Here is a 21,776-nt window from a genome sequence, read left to right as displayed (position 1 = left end):
CCACACTTTTTTAAATATCCAGTTTTAATTGAATTTCCTGCTCTGCCTGAGCCTTAAATTCCTCCACCTGAACAGTTCCGATGGCAGGAAGTTCCTCAAGGCTCCTTACGCCGAAGCTTCGAAGGAATTCCTCCGTAGTTCCGAATAAAAGAGGTCTTCCCGGAGCATCCAGTCTTCCCAGCTCCTGAACCAGTCCAAACTCCACAAGTCTGTTGACTGCATGGTCGGAATTTACACCTCTTATCTTCTCAACTTCAAGCCTTGTGATAGGCTGTTTATAAGCAATTATAGAAAGGGTCTCCAGAAGGGAGTCCGTAAGCACAGCCTTCTTGGGTGCCTTGGCTATCTTGACCAGATACTCATACATTTCCTTTCTGGTGCAGAGCTGAACTGCCTTATCAAGCTCAATGATCCCTATTCCGCTGTCGCTTTTTTCGTACTTCTCCTTCAGGTATTTTACAAACTCTTTTACCTGCTTAACATCTGTATCCATAGCTTTGGCGAGACTGGTAAGATCCACTGAGTCCCCCATAGTAAAAAGGATTGCCTCAACAATCGCTGCTCCCTCTTCTTTAGTCATATCAGCTTGCCTTTCTTGATGTAATAATAATATCTGCGAATGTATCGTCCTGCTCTATCTCGATCTCCCCCAGCTTCATCTCTTCTAGGATGACAAGGAAGGTGACAATTATCTCAGTCTTTGAATGCTGCTTTTCCAAAAGCTGCCTGAAACTGAATCTCTTGTGTTCACGGATATAGGCCTTAATAAAGCTGGTCTTATAATCCATGTCCACTTCTTCCTTCTCGATATTGCCAAACTTGCTTCGGATAGGGTCAACCTTGTCCTCCTGTCTCTTAAGAAGGTCCTGAAATATCTCGTTAAGTCTGCCCAGAGTGGTGTCACCAATAAGATCAGAAAAGTCTACAGGCATCTCATATTCAGCAACTTCCTTGGGGAGATTCCTTTGCCTGAACCACTGAAGGTCAGCGTCAAGCTGTCTGTCCTTCAGCTCATAGGCCATGTACTTGTACATCTTATATTCCAAAAGCTTTTCAACCAGCTCTGCTCTTGGATCTTCTTCCTCTCCCTCCTCATTAACTTCCTTAGGAAGAAGCATCTTGCATTTGATATCTATGAGTGTAGCAGCCATAACAAGGAATTCACTGGTAACGTCCATGTCTTCCTTCTGCATGGCATTGATGTATTCCATGTACTGCTCGGTAATAGTAACAATGGGAATATCGTATATATCAATCTGGTTCTTATCTATCAGGTGCATAAGAAGATCCAACGGGCCTTCAAACACCTGCAGCTTCACTTCAAGTGACATATTACTTTCTCCTAACCTTTATAACAGAAACCTCTCCGGGATTGTTGAACCTCACGTTAATGGTATGGGTTCCCAGTCCTCTGGAAAGAACCATAGCTCTGTCATCTTTCCTGAATATTCCGCCGTCATATCTTGGGAAAAGAGCTAATGCCGGTGATATAACTCCTCCCAAAAGAGGAAGCCTTATGATGCCTCCGTGCACATGTCCCGAAACAGTAAGATCTGCACCCCAGGCAGCATACTCTTTAAAATAAATAGGATTATGGGCAAGAAGGATCTGAAACTTTTCTGCCTCCCTGGAATTGACATCCCCAATCCTGCTACTGATGTCCTCGGGATCCATCTTCTTTTTCACAACCTTCTGGAAAAAATCCAAAGGAAGCTCAAGCCCTGAGATCCTTATGTTCTCCTCAGGAATATCAAAGGACTCATTTTCCAGATAATGAACGCCTCCTCTTACAAGTCCGCTTTTATATCTGTCAAAGAGATTTCCAAACTCCCTGGTAAAGCCCTTTATCTTCTCCTCATGATTGCCATTGGAGATAAACAAAGGATATCTGGAAGCCAGACTGGTAAGCACATGAGTTCCAGGCTCGATATGTACCTTGTTATCTATCATCCTGGCGGTAAGCATATCTCCGCAGCTTAGGATATAGTCAGGGTTTATCTCTTCTATCTGATTGATCAGTCTGTCATTGTTATTTCCAAATACATAGCCATGGAGATCCGTTAATAGCACAAACGTCAGATCTCTCTTTACCTTCGAAGATTCCATCACATATTCACGAACAACAAAGTTGTGGGTATCATGGTAAATCACAAAGGCAATTGCAGCTACAAGCAAAAAAACTATGACAATTACAACTGCGATCCGCATATAATAATCCTTCTAAACTTGAACGTAACAAGAAACATTTTAACACAGCAAAAAGATTTTTGGTACACATAAAAAGTCCCCGGTGAAAACACCAGGGACTTTCTAATTGATTTAGTTATATTTGCGCTTTCTTGCTGCCTCAGACTTCTTCTTGCGTCTTACGCTAGGCTTCTCGTAGTGCTCTCTCTTACGGATTTCCTGCTGGATACCAGCCTTTGCGCAACTTCTCTTAAAACGACGCAGTGCGCTATCCAAAGTCTCGTTTTCTTTTACTACTACAGTTGACATCTCTACTCTTACCCTCCCTTCAGTCCCTTCAAGTACATGACTGATTGGGTTATTTGTCATGTTTTGAGCCTACAGGCTCACATAACATGTAACATTATTGCATAAAGTTTCATATGCGTCAAGTGTTTTTTACTATTTTTTATTTAATCTGCTCACCAAGGACTTTTTCTGCCTCAGCAAGGGCATCAGGAATGCCTGCAGGGTTCTTTCCACCGGCCTGAGCCATGTTAGGACGACCACCGCCGCCTCCGCCAACCTTAGGAGCGATTGCCTTTACAAGATTTCCGGCATGTGCACCCTTGCCCATAGCACCATCAGTAGCCATGGTTACAAGATTAACCTTTCCGTCAGCTTCAGAGATCAGGACAACTACGCCCTCTCCGATCTTAGCCTTCATCTGGTCACCAAGGTCACGAAGTCCGTTCATATCAACACCCTTAAGGGCAACAGCAAGGAGCTTAACTCCGTTAACTTCCTTAACCTGATCAGTTACATCACCAAGAGCAGCCTTAGCTTCCTTGCTCTTAAGTGACTCATTCTCGCTTCTAAGGGCCTTGAGCTCTTCCTGAAGCTTCTTGATGTGATCAGTTACATCAGATGCATTGGTCTTAAGCATCTTGGCAGCCTCATCAAGGTTAGCCTCAACGTTCTTATAATAGTTTCTTGCGTTTGATCCTGTCAGAGCTTCAATACGGCGAACTCCGGCAGCTACACCACTCTCAGAAACAATCTTAAAGATTCCCACATGGCTTGTGTTGGCAACGTGTGTACCACCACAAAGCTCGATTGAGAAGTCTCCCATCTTTACTACGCGGACTCTGTCGCCGTACTTCTCTCCGAAGAGAGCCATAGCACCGGTCTTCTTAGCCTCTTCCATTGTCATCTCTTCTGTGACTACAGGAAGTGCCTCAGCAATCTTCTCGTTAACAAGATCTTCAACCTTCTGAAGCTCCTCTTTTGTCATAGCCTGATGATGGCTGAAGTCAAATCTTGTCTTATCAGGATCCTGGTAAGAACCAGCCTGCTCAACATGATCACCAAGCACCTCACGAAGCGCCTTCTGAAGAAGGTGAGTAGCTGAGTGGTTGCGACAGGTCTTTGCACGGTTCTCAGCATCTACTGAAAGCTCAGCCTTGCTTCCAACCTTGAAGGTACCCTCTACAACCTGACCTACATGAGCAGTTCTTCCGCCTGCTACATGGATAGCCTCAAGTACTTCAAACTTAGCACCGTCCTGTCCGGTAATAACACCGATATCTCCTACCTGACCACCCATTGTGCCATAGAAAGGAGTCTTATCTGTAATGATAGTTCCCTTGCTTCCCTTTGAAAGCTCCTGAACAAGAGCATTCTCATCAGCCATGGCAACTACCTGGCCATCGCACTGGATAGAAGTATATCCAACAAACTCAGTTGTTACTGACTCGTCAAGGCTATCGAATACACCAGCGCCTGTTGAAAGGTTTGCAGAGAAGTTCTGGTTATCTCTTGCCTTCTGCTTCTGCTCTTCCATAGAAGTAGCAAAGCCCTTCTCATCTACTGTAAAGCCCTCTTCCTCTGCAAGCTCAAGTGTAAGCTCTACAGGGAATCCAAAGGTATCATAAAGGAAGAATGCATCGCTTCCTGCGATTTCTTTTTTGCCCTCGGATGAAGTCTTATCAAGGATCTTCTTGAATTCCTTCATACCGTTCTCAAGAGTAGACTCGAAACGATCGATCTCTCTTCCAAGCTCTGTAAGAACAAACTCACGGTTCTTAACAAGATTTGCATAGCTCTCTGAGTACTCATCAAGGTAGATAGTTGCAACTCCAAGGATCTGTGCCTTGTTGAGAGAAAGAGCTCTTGCATGTCTTACAGCACGACGGATAAGTCTTCTAAGGATATAGCCAGCTCCTGTATTTGAAGGAAGAAGCTTAGCCTCATCTCCGATGAGCATTACTGCTGTTCTTGTGTGATCCGCAAGGATTCTCATGGACCTTGTGGACTTCTCATCTGCCTCATAGGCAATGCCTGACTCTTTTGCAATATATGCAATAACAGGTGCGTGAAGATCGATCTTATAAACATCATCTACGCCGTTAAGGAAAGCAAGGATACGCTCAAGTCCCCAACCTGTATCAACGTTCTTCTGTGCAAGAGGAGTAAGGTGGCCATCGTGGTGCTTCTCATACTGCATGAAAACATCGTTACCGATCTCTGTATACTTTCCACAGTGGCATCCCGGCTTACAGTCAGGTCCGCAAGGAGGAACATCATCCTTCACATAGAACATCTCACTGTCTGGACCACAGGGACCATATTCAAGTCCCCACCAGTTATCCTCTGCAGGAAGATAATATATGTTCTCAGGCTTAAAACCTGACTCAATACGGTATTTAGCGCCTTCCTCATCTCTTGGTGCATTCTCGTCACCGGCAAACACAGTTGCTGCCAGATGATCAGCATCAAATCCAAAAAGCTGTGTCAGAAGCTCAAAGCTCCACTGACATCTCTCCTTCTTGAAGTAGTCACCAAGTGACCAGCTTCCCATCATCTCGAAGAAGGTTCCGTGGCTCTTATCACCAACAGAATCAATATCGTTAGTACGAACGCAGCCCTGTACGTTGCAGAGTCTTGTTCCCATAGGATGCTTCTTACCAAGAAGATAAGGCATCAGAGGCTGCATACCTGCAACATTAAACATAACGCCGGTTGAACCATCAGACACTAAAGAAACAGCTCCGCAATCAACGTGTCCACGATCTATATAGAACTGCTTCCATGCCTTACGCAGCTCATCAGCTGTAAATTGTTTCATCTAAATAATCCTCCAAAAACTAAATTAAAAGTCGAACTTATCTGAGAAGAATGCCTCAAGCTCGTCGATAGCAATACGCTCCTGCTCCATGCTGTCTCTGAATCTTACAGTTACCTTTCCGTCTGTCTCTGAATCAAAGTCATAGGTTACGCAGAAAGGAGTTCCGATCTCATCCTGACGACGATATCTCTTCCCGATGTTTCCTCTGTCATCAAACTCACAGTTGTACTTCTTTGACAGCTGAGCGTAGATCTTCTCTGCACCTTCGTTGAGTTTCTTTGAAAGTGGAAGAATACCGATCTTAACAGGTGCAATAGCAGGATGGAAACGAAGAACAGTTCTCATATCAGGCTTTTCCTCTGTTCCAAGGTTCTCCTCATCATATGCCTCGCAAAGGAATGCAAGAGCTACACGGTCTGCACCAAGTGAAGGCTCAACAACGTAAGGAATGTACTTCTCATTTGTCTCGTCATCGAAGTAATCCATAGACTGTCCGGATGTCTCCTGATGACGTGTAAGGTCATAATCTGTTCTTGAAGCAATGCCCCAAAGCTCGCCCCACTCTGTGAATGGGAAAGCATACTCGATATCAGTTGTATGATCTGAGTAGAATGAAAGCTCCTCAGGATCATGGTCACGAAGACGAAGGTTCTCCTTCTTGATCCCAAGAGAAAGAAGCCACTCGTAGCAGAATTTTCTCCAGTACTCAAACCATTCAGTCTGTGTTCCTGGCTTGCAGAAGAACTCAAGCTCCATCTGCTCAAACTCTCTTGTACGGAAGGTGAAGTTACCAGGAGTGATCTCATTTCTGAAGCTCTTTCCTACCTGGCAGATACCAAATGGAACCTTCTTACGTGAAGAACGCTGAACGTTCTTGAAGTTTACAAAGATACCCTGAGCTGTCTCAGGACGAAGGTATACAGTGTCCTTTGCATCCTCTGTAACACCCTGGAAGGTCTTGAACATCAGATTGAACTCTCTGATGCTTGTGAAATCATGCTTTCCACAGGAAGGACATGGAACATTGTGGTCGTTAATGAACTTCTCCATCTCCTCATGTGACCATCCGTCTACAGAAGACTCAAGAGTAATATTATTCTCAGCAGCAAAGTCCTCAATGATCTTGTCAGCTCTGAATCTCTCGTGGCACTCCTTACAGTCCATAAGAGGATCAGAAAATCCACCAAGATGTCCGGAAGCAACCCATGTCTGTGGGTTCATAAGGATCGCACAGTCTACACCTACGTTGTATGGGCTCTCCTGTACGAACTTCTGCCACCATGCCTTCTTAACATTGTTCTTGAACTCTACTCCCAGGTTACCGTAATCCCAGGTATTGGCAAGGCCTCCATAGATCTCAGATCCGGGATAGATAAATCCTCTTCCCTTAGCCAGAGCTACAATCTTGTCCATTGTCTTTGCTGATTTTTCCATTTTAAATCCTCTCTATAAATCTTATTTTGAAAGAAGCAGTGTTGCTGTATCAGTGGTAACTTCAGACAAATCCGCTTCCTTTTTTCCTTTAAGTGCTGCTCCATTAGACATGTATTCTATATTAAACGGAGCATTTACGTTTATCTTCTCTGTGGTGATTATGATGTGCTTTTCACCGCTCTCCTTAAGAACTTCCGGATCGATCTTGTTTCCGTCAGCATCCACAAGGTTCCCGGACACCTCATATCCCCTGTCCAGTGCCTCATCAACCGTTCCGTAGAAAAGGATCACCTGATTAAAATGAGAGTAATCCGAAGCACTGTCATAGGTCATTGACAGCTTTGCCAGGGTATCATTCTCCAAAAGTTCAACCTTATCCAGCGCAACCTTTGGGGCATCATACTCCACATTGTACTCTGATATCTCGCTGGCAGCCATGTCCTCAAGTCCCTGAAGATCATAGTACTCCTGATCGAAGTTCTCATATATTTCATTGGCGACCTTGCCTTCCTTATCAATAGTAACGGAAGTGGCCTGGGTCTTTGCATCCCCACAACCGGTCAGGGTCAGTACAGCTGTTGCCCCGGCGAAGGTCATCATCAGTATTTTCCTACTGTAATTACCCACCTTATCACCTCACAAACAAAGTAATTATATCCAAATCATATTTCTTTTTCAATAGCGCCCATATCACAGGGCGTCATCGAATGTTCCAAGCATCTCAAGGCTTTTCATAGGCCTGTCGATATATCTTTTCCTGAAAAGGCGCACTACCCTGCACAGTTCATCAAGGACTTCTTCAGTCACATTGAAGGTGTACAGGCGCTCCAGTGGAGTCTGGGAAATGAACTCCATGGCATACAGGCAGGACTCAGAAAGCTTTAAGTCCTTTGGAGCTCCGGGGTATTCACCCTCGATTAAAAGAGCTCTAAGCTCAAATATACATCGTACCAGCTTGTTGGGGATACTTTCCTTCAAAAGAGCTTTAAGTGAAAGATAAAGGAGGTTCAAAAGCTCCACATCCTCGTTGTTTTCCCTTGTATAAAAGCCTGCCAGTTCAAGGAAAAAGGTGCCGTAACAGGCACCCTCCAGATCCCCTCTGAATCCCTCAAAGTAATTGTCGATATCTGCTTCTACTATATTGTAGGAGTTCTTCCCGGCAAAGAGCTTATAGGTGCCAAAACAAAAGGGTTCCACCGTTCCCGAAAGCTTTGCTACAGGCTTTCTGGCACTTCTGGCAAAGGCTGTTATCTTGCCTCTCTCCCTTGTCAGTATAGTCGCAACCCAGTCGTAATCTCCACTGGGGCTATGTTTTAACACCATACCTCTGACGGTGATAATATCTTCCATGCGGTTTTAATCCTTGAATTGTCTGTCGTTATAACCGAAGTTCTTAAGCTGCTGCTTGTCATCACGCCAGTCTCTTCTGACCTTTACAAAAAGCTGCAGATTAACCTGGCATCCCACCAGTTCCTCAATATCCTTTCTGGCTGAGGATCCAATGCGCTTAAGCATGGCGCCACCCTTTCCGATGACTATGCCCTTGTGGGAATCCCTCTCGCAGATGACGGTAGCTTCTATATCCATAATTCCCTCGGGGTCATATCCCTGGTCATCTGCCTGTTGCCCGTCCAGTGAAAAGACAACCGGGCCATCTTCCATATCTTCATCCATGTCCTGTGAAAGCTGTGCTTCCTGAAGCTGTTTTTCCAGAGAACTCTTCTTTGGCGGATGCTGATGCCTCTTTTTCTTAGGCTTAGGTGCTACAGCTTCTCTCATTCTCATGGTCTCAACTGTAACAGCTATTCCATGGGGTACCTCATCCTGTAAAAGGCGAAGGGCCTTCTCTCTGATGATCTCAGCAACGATCTGCCTCTCAGGCTGATCAGTGATGGTGTCCTCGTCATAGTAGGGAGGACCCACAGGAAGGAACTGCCTTATGGCGTCCTTGGCTTCTTCTATATTGATACCTTTAAGGGCAGCCACCTTGACCACCTTGGCGAAATCCATCTCTTTCAGGTATGCCTCTTCAAACTTGGAAAGGCTGTCCTCAGAGACTGTATCTATTTTATTGATAACAAGGATCACAGGCTTTTTGCAGGATTTAAGCTCCTCAATGATGGACTTTTCCATCTCACCTATATAGGTGCTTGGCTCCACCAGCCACATGACCACATCCACCTCTGAAATGGTGCTCTTAGCCACCTTGGTCATGTATTCACCAAGCTTATTCTTGGTGTCATGAAGTCCCGGAGTATCCAGAAAGATCATCTGAGATACATCGTCGGTGTAAACCGTCATGATCCTGTTTCTGGTGGTCTGGGGCTTATTGCTGGTGATGGCAATCTTCTGCCCGATAAGATGATTCATCAGGGTGGACTTGCCAACATTTGGCCTTCCTATAAGGGTTACAAAGCCTGTTCTGAAATTATCCATGTTATTGTTGATTTCCATTATTTCCTTTATCTTCCGGTGTGCTTACGTCAACGTGTGTTCCAACATTTGGAGCTGCAGCCTGTGGTGTTTGCATGTTTGCAGCATTTGCCATGTTCTGAGGCTGAGGGCCTGCAGCGTACTTAGCCTGCATCTTAGCCGCCTTCTTAGCTCTTCTCTTGTTGCCTCCTGTGATGAGAGCTCTGCCAATAAGGATGAAGATCAAAACAACAATTATAAGGACGATGATCTGTGGAATATGAGTTACTAACCATACACAGAACTCCACAAGTCCTTCAGCTACATCCTTAAGACTCTGCATAAAGCCCTTACCCATCCTTGCAAAGGCGCCTTCCTTCTCTACAGGAGTAAAGATTGCAACCTCATCAATATCAAGGTAAACAGTGCTGTAATCAACACGGTTGTCGTAGCTACGTAACTGCGATTCAATGCTCTCAAGCTCATATCTCACATTTGCCAGCTTATCCTCAATGGTGATGATGTCTTCAACTGTCTCAGCCTTTTCAAGGATCTCTAACAGTCTCTTTTCCTCAGTCTTGAGGGAGTTCTTCCTGCTCTCGATGTCGACATAGCTAAGGGTCACATCATCTACATTAACTGACTTGCTGACAATGTTGTTGGAGCCTTCAATAGACTCAACAAACTCATCAAGCCTGGTTGCCGGAATCCTGGCTGTAAGGCTGGCACTTCTTGAGGAGCGGTAACTTCCTGAACCGTTATATACATTGCTGGACTCGATGTAGCCTCCAAGCTCCTTAACCTTTCTTTCAACCTCGTTTACAGTGGAATCCAGGTCGTCAGTCTCAGCAGATAGGTTAACTGTGGTAATAAGCTTCCTGTTAGAAGTATCCACCACTTTCCCGGCTTCACTACCTGCCATCTTATTGTCTGCCATGTCCATGGAAGCAGCTTCTTCATACACTCCGTAGCTAGGAGCTTCCATAGCGCTCTCTGTAGCCATGTAGGAATCCTTTGTGGCTCCGCTGGCTCCACAACCTGAAAGAACAACTGATGCTGTCATTACAGCTGATGCAAGTATTATCCCAAACTGTCTCTTTTTCATACCAATTCCCCCACTAGAATTTATTATCTCCCAAGGAGCTGTTCTATCTTATCAAAAGAATCTTTTGCTTCCTCAATCTTTTCTGAAGAGCCGATAACACAAAGGCATCCGTCAGACATAAACGCATCCACATACTTTGCCAGATCTCTGATCGTCTGCTTCGTTGTGCCCAAAAGCTCATCCCTGTTCTTCTGGATCTTTTCCATCTTTGCATTGCAAAGATATGCTGTAAGGCCATAGCTTCCCTTTGAAGAAGGAGTCTTTGGGGTATCCAGATCTGAGATAGCTCCGATGATGTACTGAAGAATGGTTCTGTCATCTGCATCAAAATCCTTCAGATACTCAGATGCCTTCTCGAATACATCAATACTGTTTGTAAGGTTAGGATCTCTGTAGGTCACAAAAGCCGAATCGCCGTTCTTTGCAAAGCTGCTCATACAGCCATAAGCTCCGCCCAGTATCCTTATGTTCTTCCACAGATAGTCGTAGCCCATCATTACCTTTAATACTCTGAGGGCTCCGTGGTAGGAAAGGCCACTATTTGCAAAGTTTCCGGCACGGCATACATACTGAACCTGTCCGGCAGTCTTGAAGGCTTCGTTCTTCTTGACAGGCTTTGGCTCAAGGTGGCCCTTTTCCACATCCTCAGTGTAAAGAGTCTTCACAAATTCTTTTACCTGATCCTCAATTCCCTGATATTCCTTCTCAGTTCCTGTGACATCCACAAGAAGATTCTCAGGTCTGAAGATGAGTCTGCTTAAGTACTTTAATTTCTCTATAAGCTCTTTTGCTCCATCCTGTGATTCAAGAGCCTTGTTGACGCCCTCAAGGTGTCTGAAATAGCCTATTCCGCTGACATTATCAGAAACCACAGCTGAAGGAGAAACGTAGGACATTGCTCTTATGGCTGCGCTCTGGTGACCAGCTGAAGCCAGGTCTGTAGAAAGCCTTGCATACTGCTCTCCAAAGATCTCCTTAAGTCTCTTAACGTCATCAAACTTTGTTGATGTCAGTATCTCTTTTACCAGGTCGAAGGCGTAATGCAGGTTCTCGTGAAGAACCTTGACGCTGATCTCAAACTTGGTCTGGAACTTCTTGGCATCACCGGAATCGGTGTAAGTGCTGATAGATCCGCTAATACCGCCGGTTCTGATGTTGATCTCATTGTACAGGTCGCCGTATTCATAGTGCTCTGTGTTCAGCATGCCAAGGACCTTTTTAAGCGAGGATGTATATGGCAAAAGAGCTGCATCCACAGTTGACATATCGAAGACAAAGTTGATGTAGGCGATTCCGTTGGTAAAGATATCGTGGAAAAGAACCTTATTTCCTTCCACATCACGAAGCTCGTAGATGAACTTCTCTGACTCCTTACGCATATCTGAAAGCTTAAGAAGCGGGATCTTAGCAAGGTCTTCCGGGGCATCCGGGGTGTCCTGATACTCCTTAAGTTCCTTCGTATCCTGAACTATCTTTTTGATCTCTTCAGAGGTCAGAGACTCCTTGTACTCCTGAAGCTTCTTTTTAAGAGCCTCGTCCTTTTTCTCTGTAAGTCCCTGCTCAGGTTCCAATACAACTACTGTCCTGTGGGTATTATCAAGAAGGTACTTCTTTGCCAATTCCTCAAAGTAGTTGCCTTCCGCCTCCTTTTTAAGCTCAGCAAAGGTAGCATTTGCCTCCACATTTATCCAGGGCTTTAAGTCGTCGTAGAGCCAGCTGTCAAGAACCTGAAGTCCATATAAAAGGCCCTTAGGATATCTTCCAAAATCTGCCTCGCGGTATTTGAACTCATCATAGGAAAGGCCGGCCAAAAGAGATTTCTTATCAATTCCCTTCTCGATCTGCTCTTTCAAGACTTCCCTGATGGTGTTTACGAATTCATCCTTCTGGGATGCATCTGCATTCTTGGCAACAATTGAGAAAACAGGCTGCTGAATGCCATTGTCATATTCGCTGTAAACATCCTGCCCGATACCCTTGTCGATCAGCGCCTTCTTGATAGGAGCTCCTGGAGCTGAACAAAGGGCGTAGTCAAGGATGTCAAAGGCAATGTAAACCTTGGAATCCAGTGTTGAGCCTACGCTGCAGTTATAGGAAAGGTAGGTGTTCTTTGAAAGCTCCTCATCAGGAAGAACCGGATAGGTCTTTCTGATCTCTTTTGGCTCCTCAAAGGCCTTCTGGAATCCTACAGCAGAGTCAACTTCTATCTTTTCAAAAGCTGACAGGTAGTTCTTGTCGATGTAGTCCAGCTTTTCAGCCATATCCATGTTTCCATAGAGGTAAATATAGCTGTTTGATGGATGATAATACTTCCTGTGGAAATCCAGGTACTCCTCATAGGTGAGCTCAGGGATCACGTCAGGATCTCCGCCGGACTCAATTCCGTAGGTAATATCAGGATAAAGAGAGTTCTGGATCTCCCTTGAGAGCATATCGTCTGCAGATGAGAAGGCACCCTTCATCTCGTTGTATACAACGCCGTTGATGGTCAGCTCGCTATTCTCATCTTCCATCTCATAGTGCCAGCCCTCCTGGCGGAAGATCTTGTCTGTCTTATATATATTGGGGTAAAAAACTGCATCCAGATAAACGTGCATCAGGTTCTGGAAGTCAGCATCATTGCAGCTTGCCACAGGATACACGGTCTTATCGGGATAAGTCATTGCATTCAAAAATGTGTTAAGGGAACCCTTTACAAGTTCAACAAAAGGGTCCTTTACCGGGAACTCCTTAGAGCCACACAGCACTGTATGCTCAATGATATGGGCAACTCCTGTGGAGTTCTTTGGTGGAGTCCTAAAGCCAATGGCGAACACCTTATTGTCGTCATCATTGGATAAAAGAGCTATCCTCGCCCCTGTCCTCTTATGCTTCATCAGGTAGCTGACGGAATTAAGGTCATCTATGGGACGCTTTTCAATTATTTCATACGCTGTTAAGTCTTCTAATCTCATGTAGTTGAGGTCCTTTTCGTGTTAAGTATTATTATCAGATGTCGAAGTCATCACCTGGCTTGAGAGCGATATCAAAGTCATCCTTACGGTCTACGAATCTGTGCTCTTGAGGTGCTTTTGGAGAATCATCCTTGGTTATACTATACTCCTGGCCTTCATCGGCGGATGTGAGATCTTCAACAGTCTCGGGTTCAGCAGGAACGATTTCCTCTGGGCTTTCAGGCTCTGCAGGTTCGATGTCTTCAGCGATCTTAGCTGCTTCGGCTGCAGCAACTGCTGCTCCGCCCAGGATTGCAGCGGTTTCAGGGCGATTTAGCTTGATCTTTTCAGGCTTGCCATCTGGGCCAAGACTTCCCTTGAACTCAGGCATCTTCATGTGAGGTGTAAGGTCAACGTCCTCGTCGTCCTCAGGAAGAACCATGCCCTCAGGGACGTAGCGTGGTGCCTTTTCTGGCTTATCATCTGTCTGGACGCTCTCAGTTTCTGACTCCGCATGGTTTGTAGTAATCTCAGCATCAACTGATTCTGCTGCTTCTTCGCCTTCAAACTCTGCTTCTGAAGATGCCACACCTGAAGTCTTTGCAGCCTCTGTCTCCGGCTCCACAACTGCGCTGATACCCTCAGCCTTTGGCTCATCTGCTGTTTCTTCAGCAGCTGCATTAGCCTCATCCGAAAGCTCTTTTACCTCCGTATCAACATCACCGGTTTCATAGGCTGGAAGTGTGATCAGCGATGCAACGCAGCCAAGGATCAGTGCGTAATACACTGTCACAAAGGCCTGGGTGTTCATTCTGGTTGCCCCCATAAATGGAACTGTTGCAAACATGAAGAGCATTGAAAGGAGCCAGGGAGATATCTTTTCCACCTTCCTGTTCTTCCAAAATCCCACCAGGACACCTGACATGGCAACCACAGTGATCAGATAAAGGAGCTTATGGTCAGTGTAGGTCCAGAACATACTCACAATGTTCAGATTATGGAAGTAATAGGATGCCCAATTGGCAAGTCTGTCACTTACAACGGCAAATCCGGCTTCCTGAGCGATCATTCCAAAAAACGCTAAAAGCGCCCCCAGAATAATGATAAACAGTTCCATAAGATCATCAGTAGGCCACTTCCCGTAAAAGAAAATCGGTGCCACTAAAAATGGCAGGATCATAATGATAGTTCCTGCATCCACGTAGGCCATAAAGCCTACAACGATACCCACTATCAAAAACAAGATAACCCAAGCCCCTGATCTAAACTTACTAAGATAAGCTCCCTTTAGGAAAAGAGCCACGAACAAAAGCTCAATACCAAACATGGCCATGAACAGGTAATCTGTAGACAGCTCAAGGCCGGTAAAGGCTGTGGTAAATATCGGAACAAATGCCACATAGGCTGTAAATACAAGGGCTGCTGTCCTTCCAAGCAGCATTTTTACTGTGAAAAAGCCACAGATCATAAATATGGTAAAGCATGCAATCTGGAAAAAGAAGGCAACGGAAATGATGTTACCTGTAAAAATAAGGATAAACTTCAGTATCCCTGAATAGACGATTGATAACAGATCATACTCAGGTGTAAGGTTCTTTCCCCCCACCATGGCATTTTCATAAAGACTGTACTTTCCTACTATCTCTCCGGCAGAATGTGCTAAAAGTTCAAGCCTGTAGTACCCCCCTCCCACTATGATGAGAACAGCAGCTAAGGCATAAAACACTTTAAATGCTGCTTTGTCAACAAAGTCGTGAACCATCAGATGATCACTGAGGCGCCCCAGCGCAAAGGTCAGAACTGACATAGCCAGAATGCTCAGTGCAGTAAACACACAGGAGTAGACAAGCAGATTATCAGATGGAAAGAGTCCCGAAAAATAACTACAGCTTGCCACCATTACAATATCGAATAACACGAATACAAACCAGATGAATATTGCTGGCCAAGAACGCCTAAGTTTCATTTTTCAGGACCCCCAAATGTTTTTAATTATTTACCGGGATTACCCGGCCTTTAGAAATGGACTTTCCCTCAAGTCCTTTAGCCTAAAAGGATTACTCTTCAGGCTCCTCCCAGTTATGATAAACTGCCTGAACGTCGTCATCCTCATCAAGAAGATCTAAGATTCTCTGGAGATACTTAACATTCTCAGGATCTGTTACTGCAACATAGTTCTGAGGGATCATTGTAACCTCAGCAGATGCAGTAGTTACGTTCTCCTTGTTAAGAGCCTCAACAACTGCCTGGAAATTATCAGGTGTTGTAAGGATCTCATAGCTGTCCTCTTCCTCGTTGAAGTCATCAGCGCCTGCATCAAGAACCAGCATCATAAGATCATCAGCTGACATGCTGCACTCTTCCTTGTCGATAAGGATCTGTCCCTTGTTGTCGAACATGTATGATACGCAACCAGGAGTTCCAACGTTACCGTTACCCTTTGAAAAAGCAGCCTTAACGTTTGAAGCTGTTCTGTTCTGGTTATCTGTAAGTGCCTCAACAATGATAGCTGTTCCGCCAGGGCCATATCCTTCGTAAGTAATGTTCTTGTAATCAACGTTGCCCTCGGCACCTGAAGCCTTCTTGATACCACGATCAATAGTATCGTTAGGCATGTTGTTAGCCTTTGCCTTAGCGATTACCTGTGCAAGCTTGAAGTTGTTGGCTGGATCCGGGCCACCCTCCTTAACTGCAACAGCGATTTCTCTTCCGATGATAGTAAAGATCTTACCCTTTGCTGCATCATTCTTTTCTTTCTTGTGCTTGATGTTTGCAAATTTTGAATGTCCTGACATAAAAACTTCCTTTCATATTACTTATTGCTTAATTTATTTTGCTATTTCTAAATTCTCATCCTCTTTTTCTTCAGTCTCCTGTGGGAGCTTTGTCAGAAGTACACTCTCCACCATATGATTCTGAACAGAAAGGATCTTGAAATTATAGCCATCAACTGCTATCTGGAAATCCTCATCATTTTCCGGAATCCTGTCAAGCTTGGATATCAGGAATCCGTTGAGGGTCTCAAACTCACTCTTTTCAAAAGAGATCTTGAACCTCTTCTCAAGTACTTCAAGAGGTGTCTTGCCATCCACCGTAAACTCACCTGCATTCCTTGTGGGCTTGATGAAGTTCTCATCCTCGTCATACTCATCCATGATGTTTCCGACGATTTCCTCAAGGATGTCCTCCATGGTAACAAGTCCCGCTGTCTGGCCATACTCGTCAATGACAATGACCATCTGGGTCTTGGAAGACTGCATGCTGTGGAACAGGGAATCGATGTTCCTGGTCTCGGGAACGAACTTGGGCTGACGAAGAAGTCCCTTAATCTTCCTGATTGGAAGCTCCTCATCCGTCTCCTCAGAGAGCTTTTTCATGGCATCTCTGATATGCATGATACCAATTATGTGGTCAATATCCTCAAGATACACAGGGAATCTGGAGTTATTGGTGTCCATCATGAAGTTCACAGCTTCTTTCAGGCTCACATTGGCATCAATGGCAACCATTGCATTTCGGTTGGTCATGATATCCTGGGCTTCCTTGTCGGAAAACTCAAAGATATTGGAGATCATATCCGCCTCGGACTCCTGAAGAATGCCCTGTTCCTGGCCTTCAGAAACCATGGACTTTATCTCTTCCTCGGTTACATCCAGGATCTTGTCATCTCCTCTTATACCAAAAGCCGATAGTACTCCCCAGGCCAGAGCCTTGGAGATTGCAGCCACAGGCAAAAGAACTACTGCCATAAAACTAACCGGATAGTAGCAGGCATAAACCCACTTCTCCGGATTGCCAAGGGCAAGTCTTCTTGGAATAAGGATTCCAAAACTCATGATAAATATCATGACAATAGCGCCTGTCACCAGTATCAGTAAAAGGTGAAAAACACTTCCGTTTGCAAAGCCAAACCATTTATTGATGTAGCCTGCAATACTGGTAGCTATCAGTCCACCAATGACCATATTTGTCACAATGGTCAGGATGTGCATAGCCTCGTTAAGGCGGCTGCGACTTTCCATAAGTGCAAGTAACTTAATGCTTATGCTGTCTTTTTTCTCGATGCTTTTCTTCTCAATCTCCTCCTTGCTGACATGCTCTAAGGCCATAACAAAGCCATTGATGAACACGTCGATTATGAGAATGACAAAAAAAGCCAAAATACTGACAGAAGGCAAGCCTTCGTCCATAATATTCCCTCCTGAAAAAGTGATATGTACATAAGTACTGCATAATAAGTCAAATTACACTATATCACATTTTGAGAAGAGGCGCGACATTTTTTGCAAGGAACTCTTGCAAAAGTCTGTTATAATGCAATTATGTGACTAATTTGAAAGGAGAACTCCATGTATAATCCGGACACAAAAAGATATGACAATATGATATATAACCGCTGTGGTAATTCAGGGCTTAAACTTCCTGCTGTTTCCCTGGGTCTTTGGCACAACTTTGGTGACACAGGAAACTACGAGAATATGGTCCAGATGTGCCAGACAGCTTTTGATAATGGAATTACCCATTTTGACCTGGCAAACAACTACGGACCAGCTCCGGGAAGCGCAGAGATCAACTTTGGCAAGATCATAAAAGAAAACTTCTCCGCCTACAGGGATGAGCTTATAATCTCCACCAAGGCAGGCTACGACATGTGGCCCGGGCCTTACGGCAACTGGGGAAGCAGAAAATACCTTATCTCCAGCCTTGATCAGTCTCTCCAGAGAATGCGCCTTGATTATGTGGACATCTTCTACCATCACAGAATGGATCCTGAGACTCCCCTTGAGGAGACCATGGGTGCTCTCTCCCAGATCGTCCATAGCGGAAAAGCCCTTTACGTTGGTCTTTCAAACTATGATGGTCCCACACTGGAGAAGGCCACAAAGATCCTTGATGAGCTGAAGGTCCCCTTTATCATCAACCAGAACAGATACAGCATTTTCGACAGGACTATTGAGAAGAACGGTCTCAAGCAGAAGGCAAAAGAGCTAAAGAAGGGAATCATCTGCTTCTCCCCTCTCGCCCAGGGAATGCTCACCGACAGATACCTGGAAGGAATCCCTGAGGACAGCAGGATCCGCACAGACGGCCGTTTCCTTAAGGAGAGCACTGTTGACGAGAATATTTCCCGAGTTCGTGCCCTCAACGAAATTGCCAAGGGCCGTGGGCAGACCCTTGCTGAAATGGCTCTTGCCTGGGTATTAAAGGACGACTACGTAACTTCTGTTCTTGTGGGTGCATCAAGACCTGCACAGATCCTGGACAATATCAAAGCCATTGAAAACACCACCTTTACAGAGGATGAACTTCGTCAGATTGACAGCATCTAAGATAATGAGCCCTGATAGGCAGCACATTTTGCTGTATATCAGGGCTTTAATGTTGCGCTTGAGAAGGTACTGCATTTTCCTTATAATTGAAGGAGTGTTTGATTGGAGAATTTAAAATATGGTATCTCTTCTTACTATGATCGTAAACGCCGTTACCAGCGCACTTATATATGCTCTTAAGGCGTTCTTTTCGCTTCTTACCTGGTTCGGAAAGAGCTTCCTTAAGTTCCTGAAACTGTTGTATGTGGTTCTTCCCATCACATGCATTGTTTTTGTGCTTCTTTTTCTGGTGAACATATTTGTGCTCTGCACTGGAAAGTCAGGAATTATCCGGGGAGGCGCTCCGGAGATTGGACAGCCTGGCATGACAGGTCAGGAAATGTCCGGAAATCCTGCGATGCCTTCCATCCCTGATATAAACATCCCAGGGGACTTCGTAGACGATGCAAAAGTCCAGCAGGAAGCTGGCAATATGCTCCTTCGCGACAGACTGGTAGTTTCAAATATGTTCGGTGAACTTAAGACCTGGTGGACTTCAAATGTATACTCCTATCACGGAAGCACTCCTTACATCTTTCTTCTTATACTTACAATCCTGATGTTCCTTCCTGTAGTGAGCATCCTTCTTGTTTTTTCCGTATTTGCATCCTTTGGAAATATCCTGTTTATAAGCGTTGTTGTAGATGCTGCCCTCTACCTTATCCGTGCCATCACAGGGGCAACCTTCCTTAAGCAGGCCCAAGGCCGCTATTTCAGACTCTTCCCCGAAGCAGGCAGAAGGCATTATGAAAAGAGCTATGACAAGTTCCTTAAGAATCGCGATAAAGAAATGAGGGAAGAACTTCGCCACGGAAAACGCGCCAAGGCTGAGGACTTTTATGGGGATGAGGAAGACTACGACGAAGAACAGGATGATTATTACGAAGATGATCAGGAAGAGTACGAAGATCGCCGCCACTTCCGCAAACACCATGGCTTCACAGATGAAGATTTCTTCGAAAACGATGTAGATGAGGAAGATTTCTACGAAGACGAAGAAGATTATTACGAAGATGAAGACGATTTCTACGAAGATGAGGACGACTTCGAAGAGGACGAGGACGTCGAGGAAGATTACGAAGACGACTACGATGAGCCCAGAGACCGCCGTCATCAGCGTGACTACGACGAGACCACAAAAAAAGGCGCCGGAACATCCGGCACCTTTGATTTCTTTGCAGGCTGCACTTCCCGTGAAAGTGTAGACAAGAAGTATAAGTCCCTTGTAAAGCTCTACCATCCTGACAACATGGACGGCGACACAGCTGCTCTCCAGGAGATTAACTCCCAGTACGCCGAGGCCAAGAAGCGCTTCGGATAAGATACTCGCAAACAAGTATTTTCGAATGTATGTCTTGGTGGACCCGGAGTCCGCAAGGGCTGCCACCTGCCAACAGAACCGCCCCATGGCTTTCCCATGGCTCCCTTAACCAGCTTTTTGGTCGATCTCGATGGTGAGGACGTTGAGGCCAAGCATGTTCTGATAACTCATGTCTGTTGCGATCTTTCCTATGGTACGTATACCAATGTTTTTGGTAGGATCCTCAGGATTAAGAAGATCTGTTCTTTCAACCGGATCAAAGGGTACACAGTCGTCCTTGATACGGAGCATAACGCCCTCTTTCTTGCAGATTACGCGGACATCCATATCATGCTCTTTTTTATCTACTATAAATCCATGACTGACAACATTTCCTGCCATCTCTTCCAGGGCCAATGCTGAAAAATACGCTGTCTTTTTGTCGTAGCCGTGGTCGGAAACAAATTTCTGGATTGTCTCGGAACATCCAATAACATCATCCATGCTATTTATTACGATGGCCAGTCTGTCCTTATCTTCCACTCCAAAACCCGGTTTGAATAAAAGCCACTCATCCACATTTCTGGGAACATGCTTCGTCCAAACGATGGCGTAGACCACGTAAACCATAGATGTTATCAGGATTCCTATTGGAGTAGCCCACCATACACCAAGAACCCCCATCAAAGGAGCCAGTATAATAGCGGGAACCACAACGCTAACATAGCCATCCATGATCGAGCTGATATGTACAGCTATATTGTGACCTGAGGCCTGAAGGTAGTTGGTCTGAATCTGTACCAGGAGTATAAAAGGCATAGCCAGCGTATAGATCATGAACTGCTGCTTGGTAATGATGTAAACCTCTGAGGTCTTGTCCTTGAAAAAGATTGAAGCCATTGCACCGGAAAGCAAGAATAATAGCACCATACCAAAGATCATCATGGCCATAAGCCTGGTAAGTGCAAGCCTGATCAGTTCTTTTATTGAATCCCTGTCTTCCTCTCCCACATAGACACTAGCCAGCATCCTTATTACTGTTCCGCCGCCAACGGCAATAGCCACAAAAAGACCTGTGATCATCCCCATAGATGCTCTTGAGGAAAGACCAGCCTCTCCGCCGACACTAAGGACTATTCTGTTAAGTGTAAGATCTCTCATAGCAAGACAGACCTGCAAAAGTGCTCCGGGACTTCCAATCTTTATAAGTTCCAAAGTCTTTGCCCAATATATATTTGAAAAGCTGAATTTCATCTGAGCCTTTCCTGAAAAATAGTAGGGAACCAGAACCAGGAAATAGATCCAGTTACAGGTACTTGTTGCTATGGCCAGGCCAAAAACATCAAGCTTAAGGATAGTAACAAAGAGGATGTCCATCAGAATATTAGATACGATCATAGCGCCGACACCCATGTAATTTCTCTTACTCTGGGTTTCCAGCTGAAGGAAGCTTCCCAGCTGCTGCGCCACAAACATGGGGACAATGCCCATGGCATATCCACGGGAATAATTCATGAGACTTTCCTTAAGTCCCTCATCCGCTCCACAGAACAGAGCTATTTCTTCAGGGAAAAAGAAACAGATTCCTGATAAGATGAGACCGATTATAACTGCCAGTGAAATACAAAGAGAAAAGATACCTCTTGTCTTTTCCAGCTCTCCTGTCCCTATGAACCTGCCACTTAGAACAGCTCCGCCACCCATGACCACAGAGCAGATAGCTGAAATAATGCCTATAACAGCAAAAAACAGACCAATAACACCAACGGTTCTCTCGCTGATGTATCGGCCTGCTATAATTCCATCCACTATTGTGTTGACGAAGTTCATCGCAAAGATAAGTAACTGTACAGGAAGCAGCTTAAAAAAAAGCCTTTCAAGCATTGGGTTTTTAGAGGAACTCTTGCCAAAAAACTTTGCTGTCATGCTA

At 45.0% G+C, this 21,776-nt stretch carries 17 protein-coding genes; 2 read left to right on the top strand and 15 right to left on the bottom strand.

All coding sequences use genetic code 11. The annotated features are described in order from the left end of the window. Window positions 1–10: 10 nt before the first annotated feature. The 14 genes from scpB to BO18_RS13630 all read right to left on the bottom strand — a co-directional run bounded on the left by scpB (window position 11) and on the right by BO18_RS13630 (window position 17,367). Window positions 11–580: an SMC-Scp complex subunit ScpB gene (scpB, locus tag BO18_RS13695; RefSeq protein WP_034446842.1), complete on the bottom strand. Its 570-nt coding sequence runs from the start codon at window positions 578–580 to the stop codon at window positions 11–13. Between the two features lies 1 nt (window position 581). Then, complete coding sequence (locus BO18_RS13690; protein WP_034446840.1) at window positions 582–1,331, bottom strand: segregation and condensation protein A; 750 nt, start codon at window positions 1,329–1,331, stop codon at window positions 582–584. 1 nt (window position 1,332) lies between these two features. After that, on the bottom strand, window positions 1,333–2,208 hold the full coding sequence (locus BO18_RS13685) for a metallophosphoesterase (protein ID WP_051688725.1): 876 nt from the start codon (window positions 2,206–2,208) through the stop codon (window positions 1,333–1,335). A gap of 111 nt (window positions 2,209–2,319) precedes the next feature. Then, on the bottom strand, window positions 2,320–2,496 hold the full coding sequence (gene rpsU, locus BO18_RS13680; protein ID WP_013280615.1) for a 30S ribosomal protein S21: 177 nt from the start codon (window positions 2,494–2,496) through the stop codon (window positions 2,320–2,322). A 139-nt stretch (window positions 2,497–2,635) separates the two neighbouring features. Continuing rightward, on the bottom strand, window positions 2,636–5,293 hold the full coding sequence (gene alaS, locus BO18_RS13675; protein WP_034446837.1) for an alanine--tRNA ligase: 2,658 nt from the start codon (window positions 5,291–5,293) through the stop codon (window positions 2,636–2,638). Window positions 5,294–5,317: 24 nt separating this feature from the next. Next, window positions 5,318–6,727: a glycine--tRNA ligase gene (locus tag BO18_RS13670; RefSeq protein ID WP_034446836.1), complete on the bottom strand. Its 1,410-nt coding sequence runs from the start codon at window positions 6,725–6,727 to the stop codon at window positions 5,318–5,320. Window positions 6,728–6,748: 21 nt separating this feature from the next. Continuing rightward, window positions 6,749–7,354, bottom strand: coding sequence for a hypothetical protein (locus BO18_RS13665; protein ID WP_185752431.1), 606 nt, complete (start codon window positions 7,352–7,354; stop codon window positions 6,749–6,751). A gap of 63 nt (window positions 7,355–7,417) precedes the next feature. After that, the gene (recO, locus tag BO18_RS13660) at window positions 7,418–8,077 is read right to left on the bottom strand and encodes a DNA repair protein RecO (protein WP_034446832.1); all 660 of its coding nucleotides are present in this window, start codon (window positions 8,075–8,077) and stop codon (window positions 7,418–7,420) included. A gap of 6 nt (window positions 8,078–8,083) precedes the next feature. Further along, window positions 8,084–9,181, bottom strand: a complete 1,098-nt coding sequence (gene era / locus BO18_RS35640; RefSeq protein ID WP_066738247.1) for a GTPase Era — start codon at window positions 9,179–9,181, stop codon at window positions 8,084–8,086. Next, window positions 9,165–10,244 (bottom strand): DUF4349 domain-containing protein, encoded by a 1,080-nt coding sequence (locus BO18_RS13650; RefSeq protein WP_051688724.1) that lies wholly within the window; start codon window positions 10,242–10,244, stop codon window positions 9,165–9,167. Before BO18_RS13650 ends, era begins: the two co-directional genes overlap by 17 nt. 23 nt (window positions 10,245–10,267) lie before the next feature. Then, complete coding sequence (locus BO18_RS13645) at window positions 10,268–13,198, bottom strand: insulinase family protein (protein ID WP_034446831.1); 2,931 nt, start codon at window positions 13,196–13,198, stop codon at window positions 10,268–10,270. A 34-nt stretch (window positions 13,199–13,232) separates the two neighbouring features. Beyond that, window positions 13,233–15,143: a hypothetical protein gene (locus tag BO18_RS13640; protein WP_034446830.1), complete on the bottom strand. Its 1,911-nt coding sequence runs from the start codon at window positions 15,141–15,143 to the stop codon at window positions 13,233–13,235. 91 nt (window positions 15,144–15,234) lie between these two features. After that, window positions 15,235–15,972: a YebC/PmpR family DNA-binding transcriptional regulator gene (locus BO18_RS13635; protein ID WP_034446829.1), complete on the bottom strand. Its 738-nt coding sequence runs from the start codon at window positions 15,970–15,972 to the stop codon at window positions 15,235–15,237. A 33-nt stretch (window positions 15,973–16,005) separates the two neighbouring features. After that, on the bottom strand, window positions 16,006–17,367 hold the full coding sequence (locus BO18_RS13630; RefSeq protein ID WP_034446828.1) for a hemolysin family protein: 1,362 nt from the start codon (window positions 17,365–17,367) through the stop codon (window positions 16,006–16,008). Between the two features lie 159 nt (window positions 17,368–17,526). Here BO18_RS13630 and BO18_RS13625 point away from each other — a divergent pair, with 159 nt between their 5' ends. Further along, window positions 17,527–18,507 carry an aldo/keto reductase gene (locus tag BO18_RS13625; RefSeq protein WP_034446826.1) on the top strand — a complete coding sequence of 327 codons (981 nt, stop codon included), beginning with the start codon at window positions 17,527–17,529 and terminating at the stop codon, window positions 18,505–18,507. 118 nt (window positions 18,508–18,625) lie between these two features. Then, window positions 18,626–19,867 (top strand): hypothetical protein, encoded by a 1,242-nt coding sequence (locus BO18_RS32790; protein ID WP_051688723.1) that lies wholly within the window; start codon window positions 18,626–18,628, stop codon window positions 19,865–19,867. A gap of 105 nt (window positions 19,868–19,972) precedes the next feature. Here BO18_RS32790 and BO18_RS13615 read toward each other — a convergent pair whose 3' ends face one another. Then, window positions 19,973–21,772 carry an MATE family efflux transporter gene (locus BO18_RS13615; protein WP_034446824.1) on the bottom strand — a complete coding sequence of 600 codons (1,800 nt, stop codon included), beginning with the start codon at window positions 21,770–21,772 and terminating at the stop codon, window positions 19,973–19,975. Window positions 21,773–21,776 lie beyond the last annotated feature (4 nt).

This window comes from Butyrivibrio sp. AE2032 (assembly GCF_000702965.1).
This window is presented reverse-complemented; position numbering and strand designations above follow the sequence as displayed.

Bases quoted from the DNA above. Each gene is read 5' to 3' on its own strand.
- BO18_RS13650 (WP_051688724.1), bottom strand. From the start codon at position 10,244: ATGAAAAAGAGACAGTTTGGGATAATACTTGCATCAGCTGTAATGACA.
- BO18_RS13640 (WP_034446830.1), bottom strand. From the start codon at position 15,143: ATGAAACTTAGGCGTTCTTGGCCAGCAATATTCATCTGGTTTGTATTC.
- scpB (WP_034446842.1), bottom strand. From the start codon at position 580: ATGACTAAAGAAGAGGGAGCAGCGATTGTTGAGGCAATCCTTTTTACT.
- BO18_RS13630 (WP_034446828.1), bottom strand. From the start codon at position 17,367: ATGGACGAAGGCTTGCCTTCTGTCAGTATTTTGGCTTTTTTTGTCATT.
- BO18_RS32790 (WP_051688723.1), top strand. From the start codon at position 18,626: ATGGTATCTCTTCTTACTATGATCGTAAACGCCGTTACCAGCGCACTT.
- alaS (WP_034446837.1), bottom strand. From the start codon at position 5,293: ATGAAACAATTTACAGCTGATGAGCTGCGTAAGGCATGGAAGCAGTTC.
- BO18_RS13645 (WP_034446831.1), bottom strand. From the start codon at position 13,198: ATGAGATTAGAAGACTTAACAGCGTATGAAATAATTGAAAAGCGTCCC.
- BO18_RS13685 (WP_051688725.1), bottom strand. From the start codon at position 2,208: ATGCGGATCGCAGTTGTAATTGTCATAGTTTTTTTGCTTGTAGCTGCA.
- BO18_RS13615 (WP_034446824.1), bottom strand. From the start codon at position 21,772: ATGACAGCAAAGTTTTTTGGCAAGAGTTCCTCTAAAAACCCAATGCTT.
- recO (WP_034446832.1), bottom strand. From the start codon at position 8,077: ATGGAAGATATTATCACCGTCAGAGGTATGGTGTTAAAACATAGCCCC.
- era (WP_066738247.1), bottom strand. From the start codon at position 9,181: ATGGAAATCAACAATAACATGGATAATTTCAGAACAGGCTTTGTAACC.
- BO18_RS13670 (WP_034446836.1), bottom strand. From the start codon at position 6,727: ATGGAAAAATCAGCAAAGACAATGGACAAGATTGTAGCTCTGGCTAAG.
- BO18_RS13625 (WP_034446826.1), top strand. From the start codon at position 17,527: ATGTATAATCCGGACACAAAAAGATATGACAATATGATATATAACCGC.
- rpsU (WP_013280615.1), bottom strand. From the start codon at position 2,496: ATGTCAACTGTAGTAGTAAAAGAAAACGAGACTTTGGATAGCGCACTG.
- BO18_RS13635 (WP_034446829.1), bottom strand. From the start codon at position 15,972: ATGTCAGGACATTCAAAATTTGCAAACATCAAGCACAAGAAAGAAAAG.
- BO18_RS13690 (WP_034446840.1), bottom strand. From the start codon at position 1,331: ATGTCACTTGAAGTGAAGCTGCAGGTGTTTGAAGGCCCGTTGGATCTT.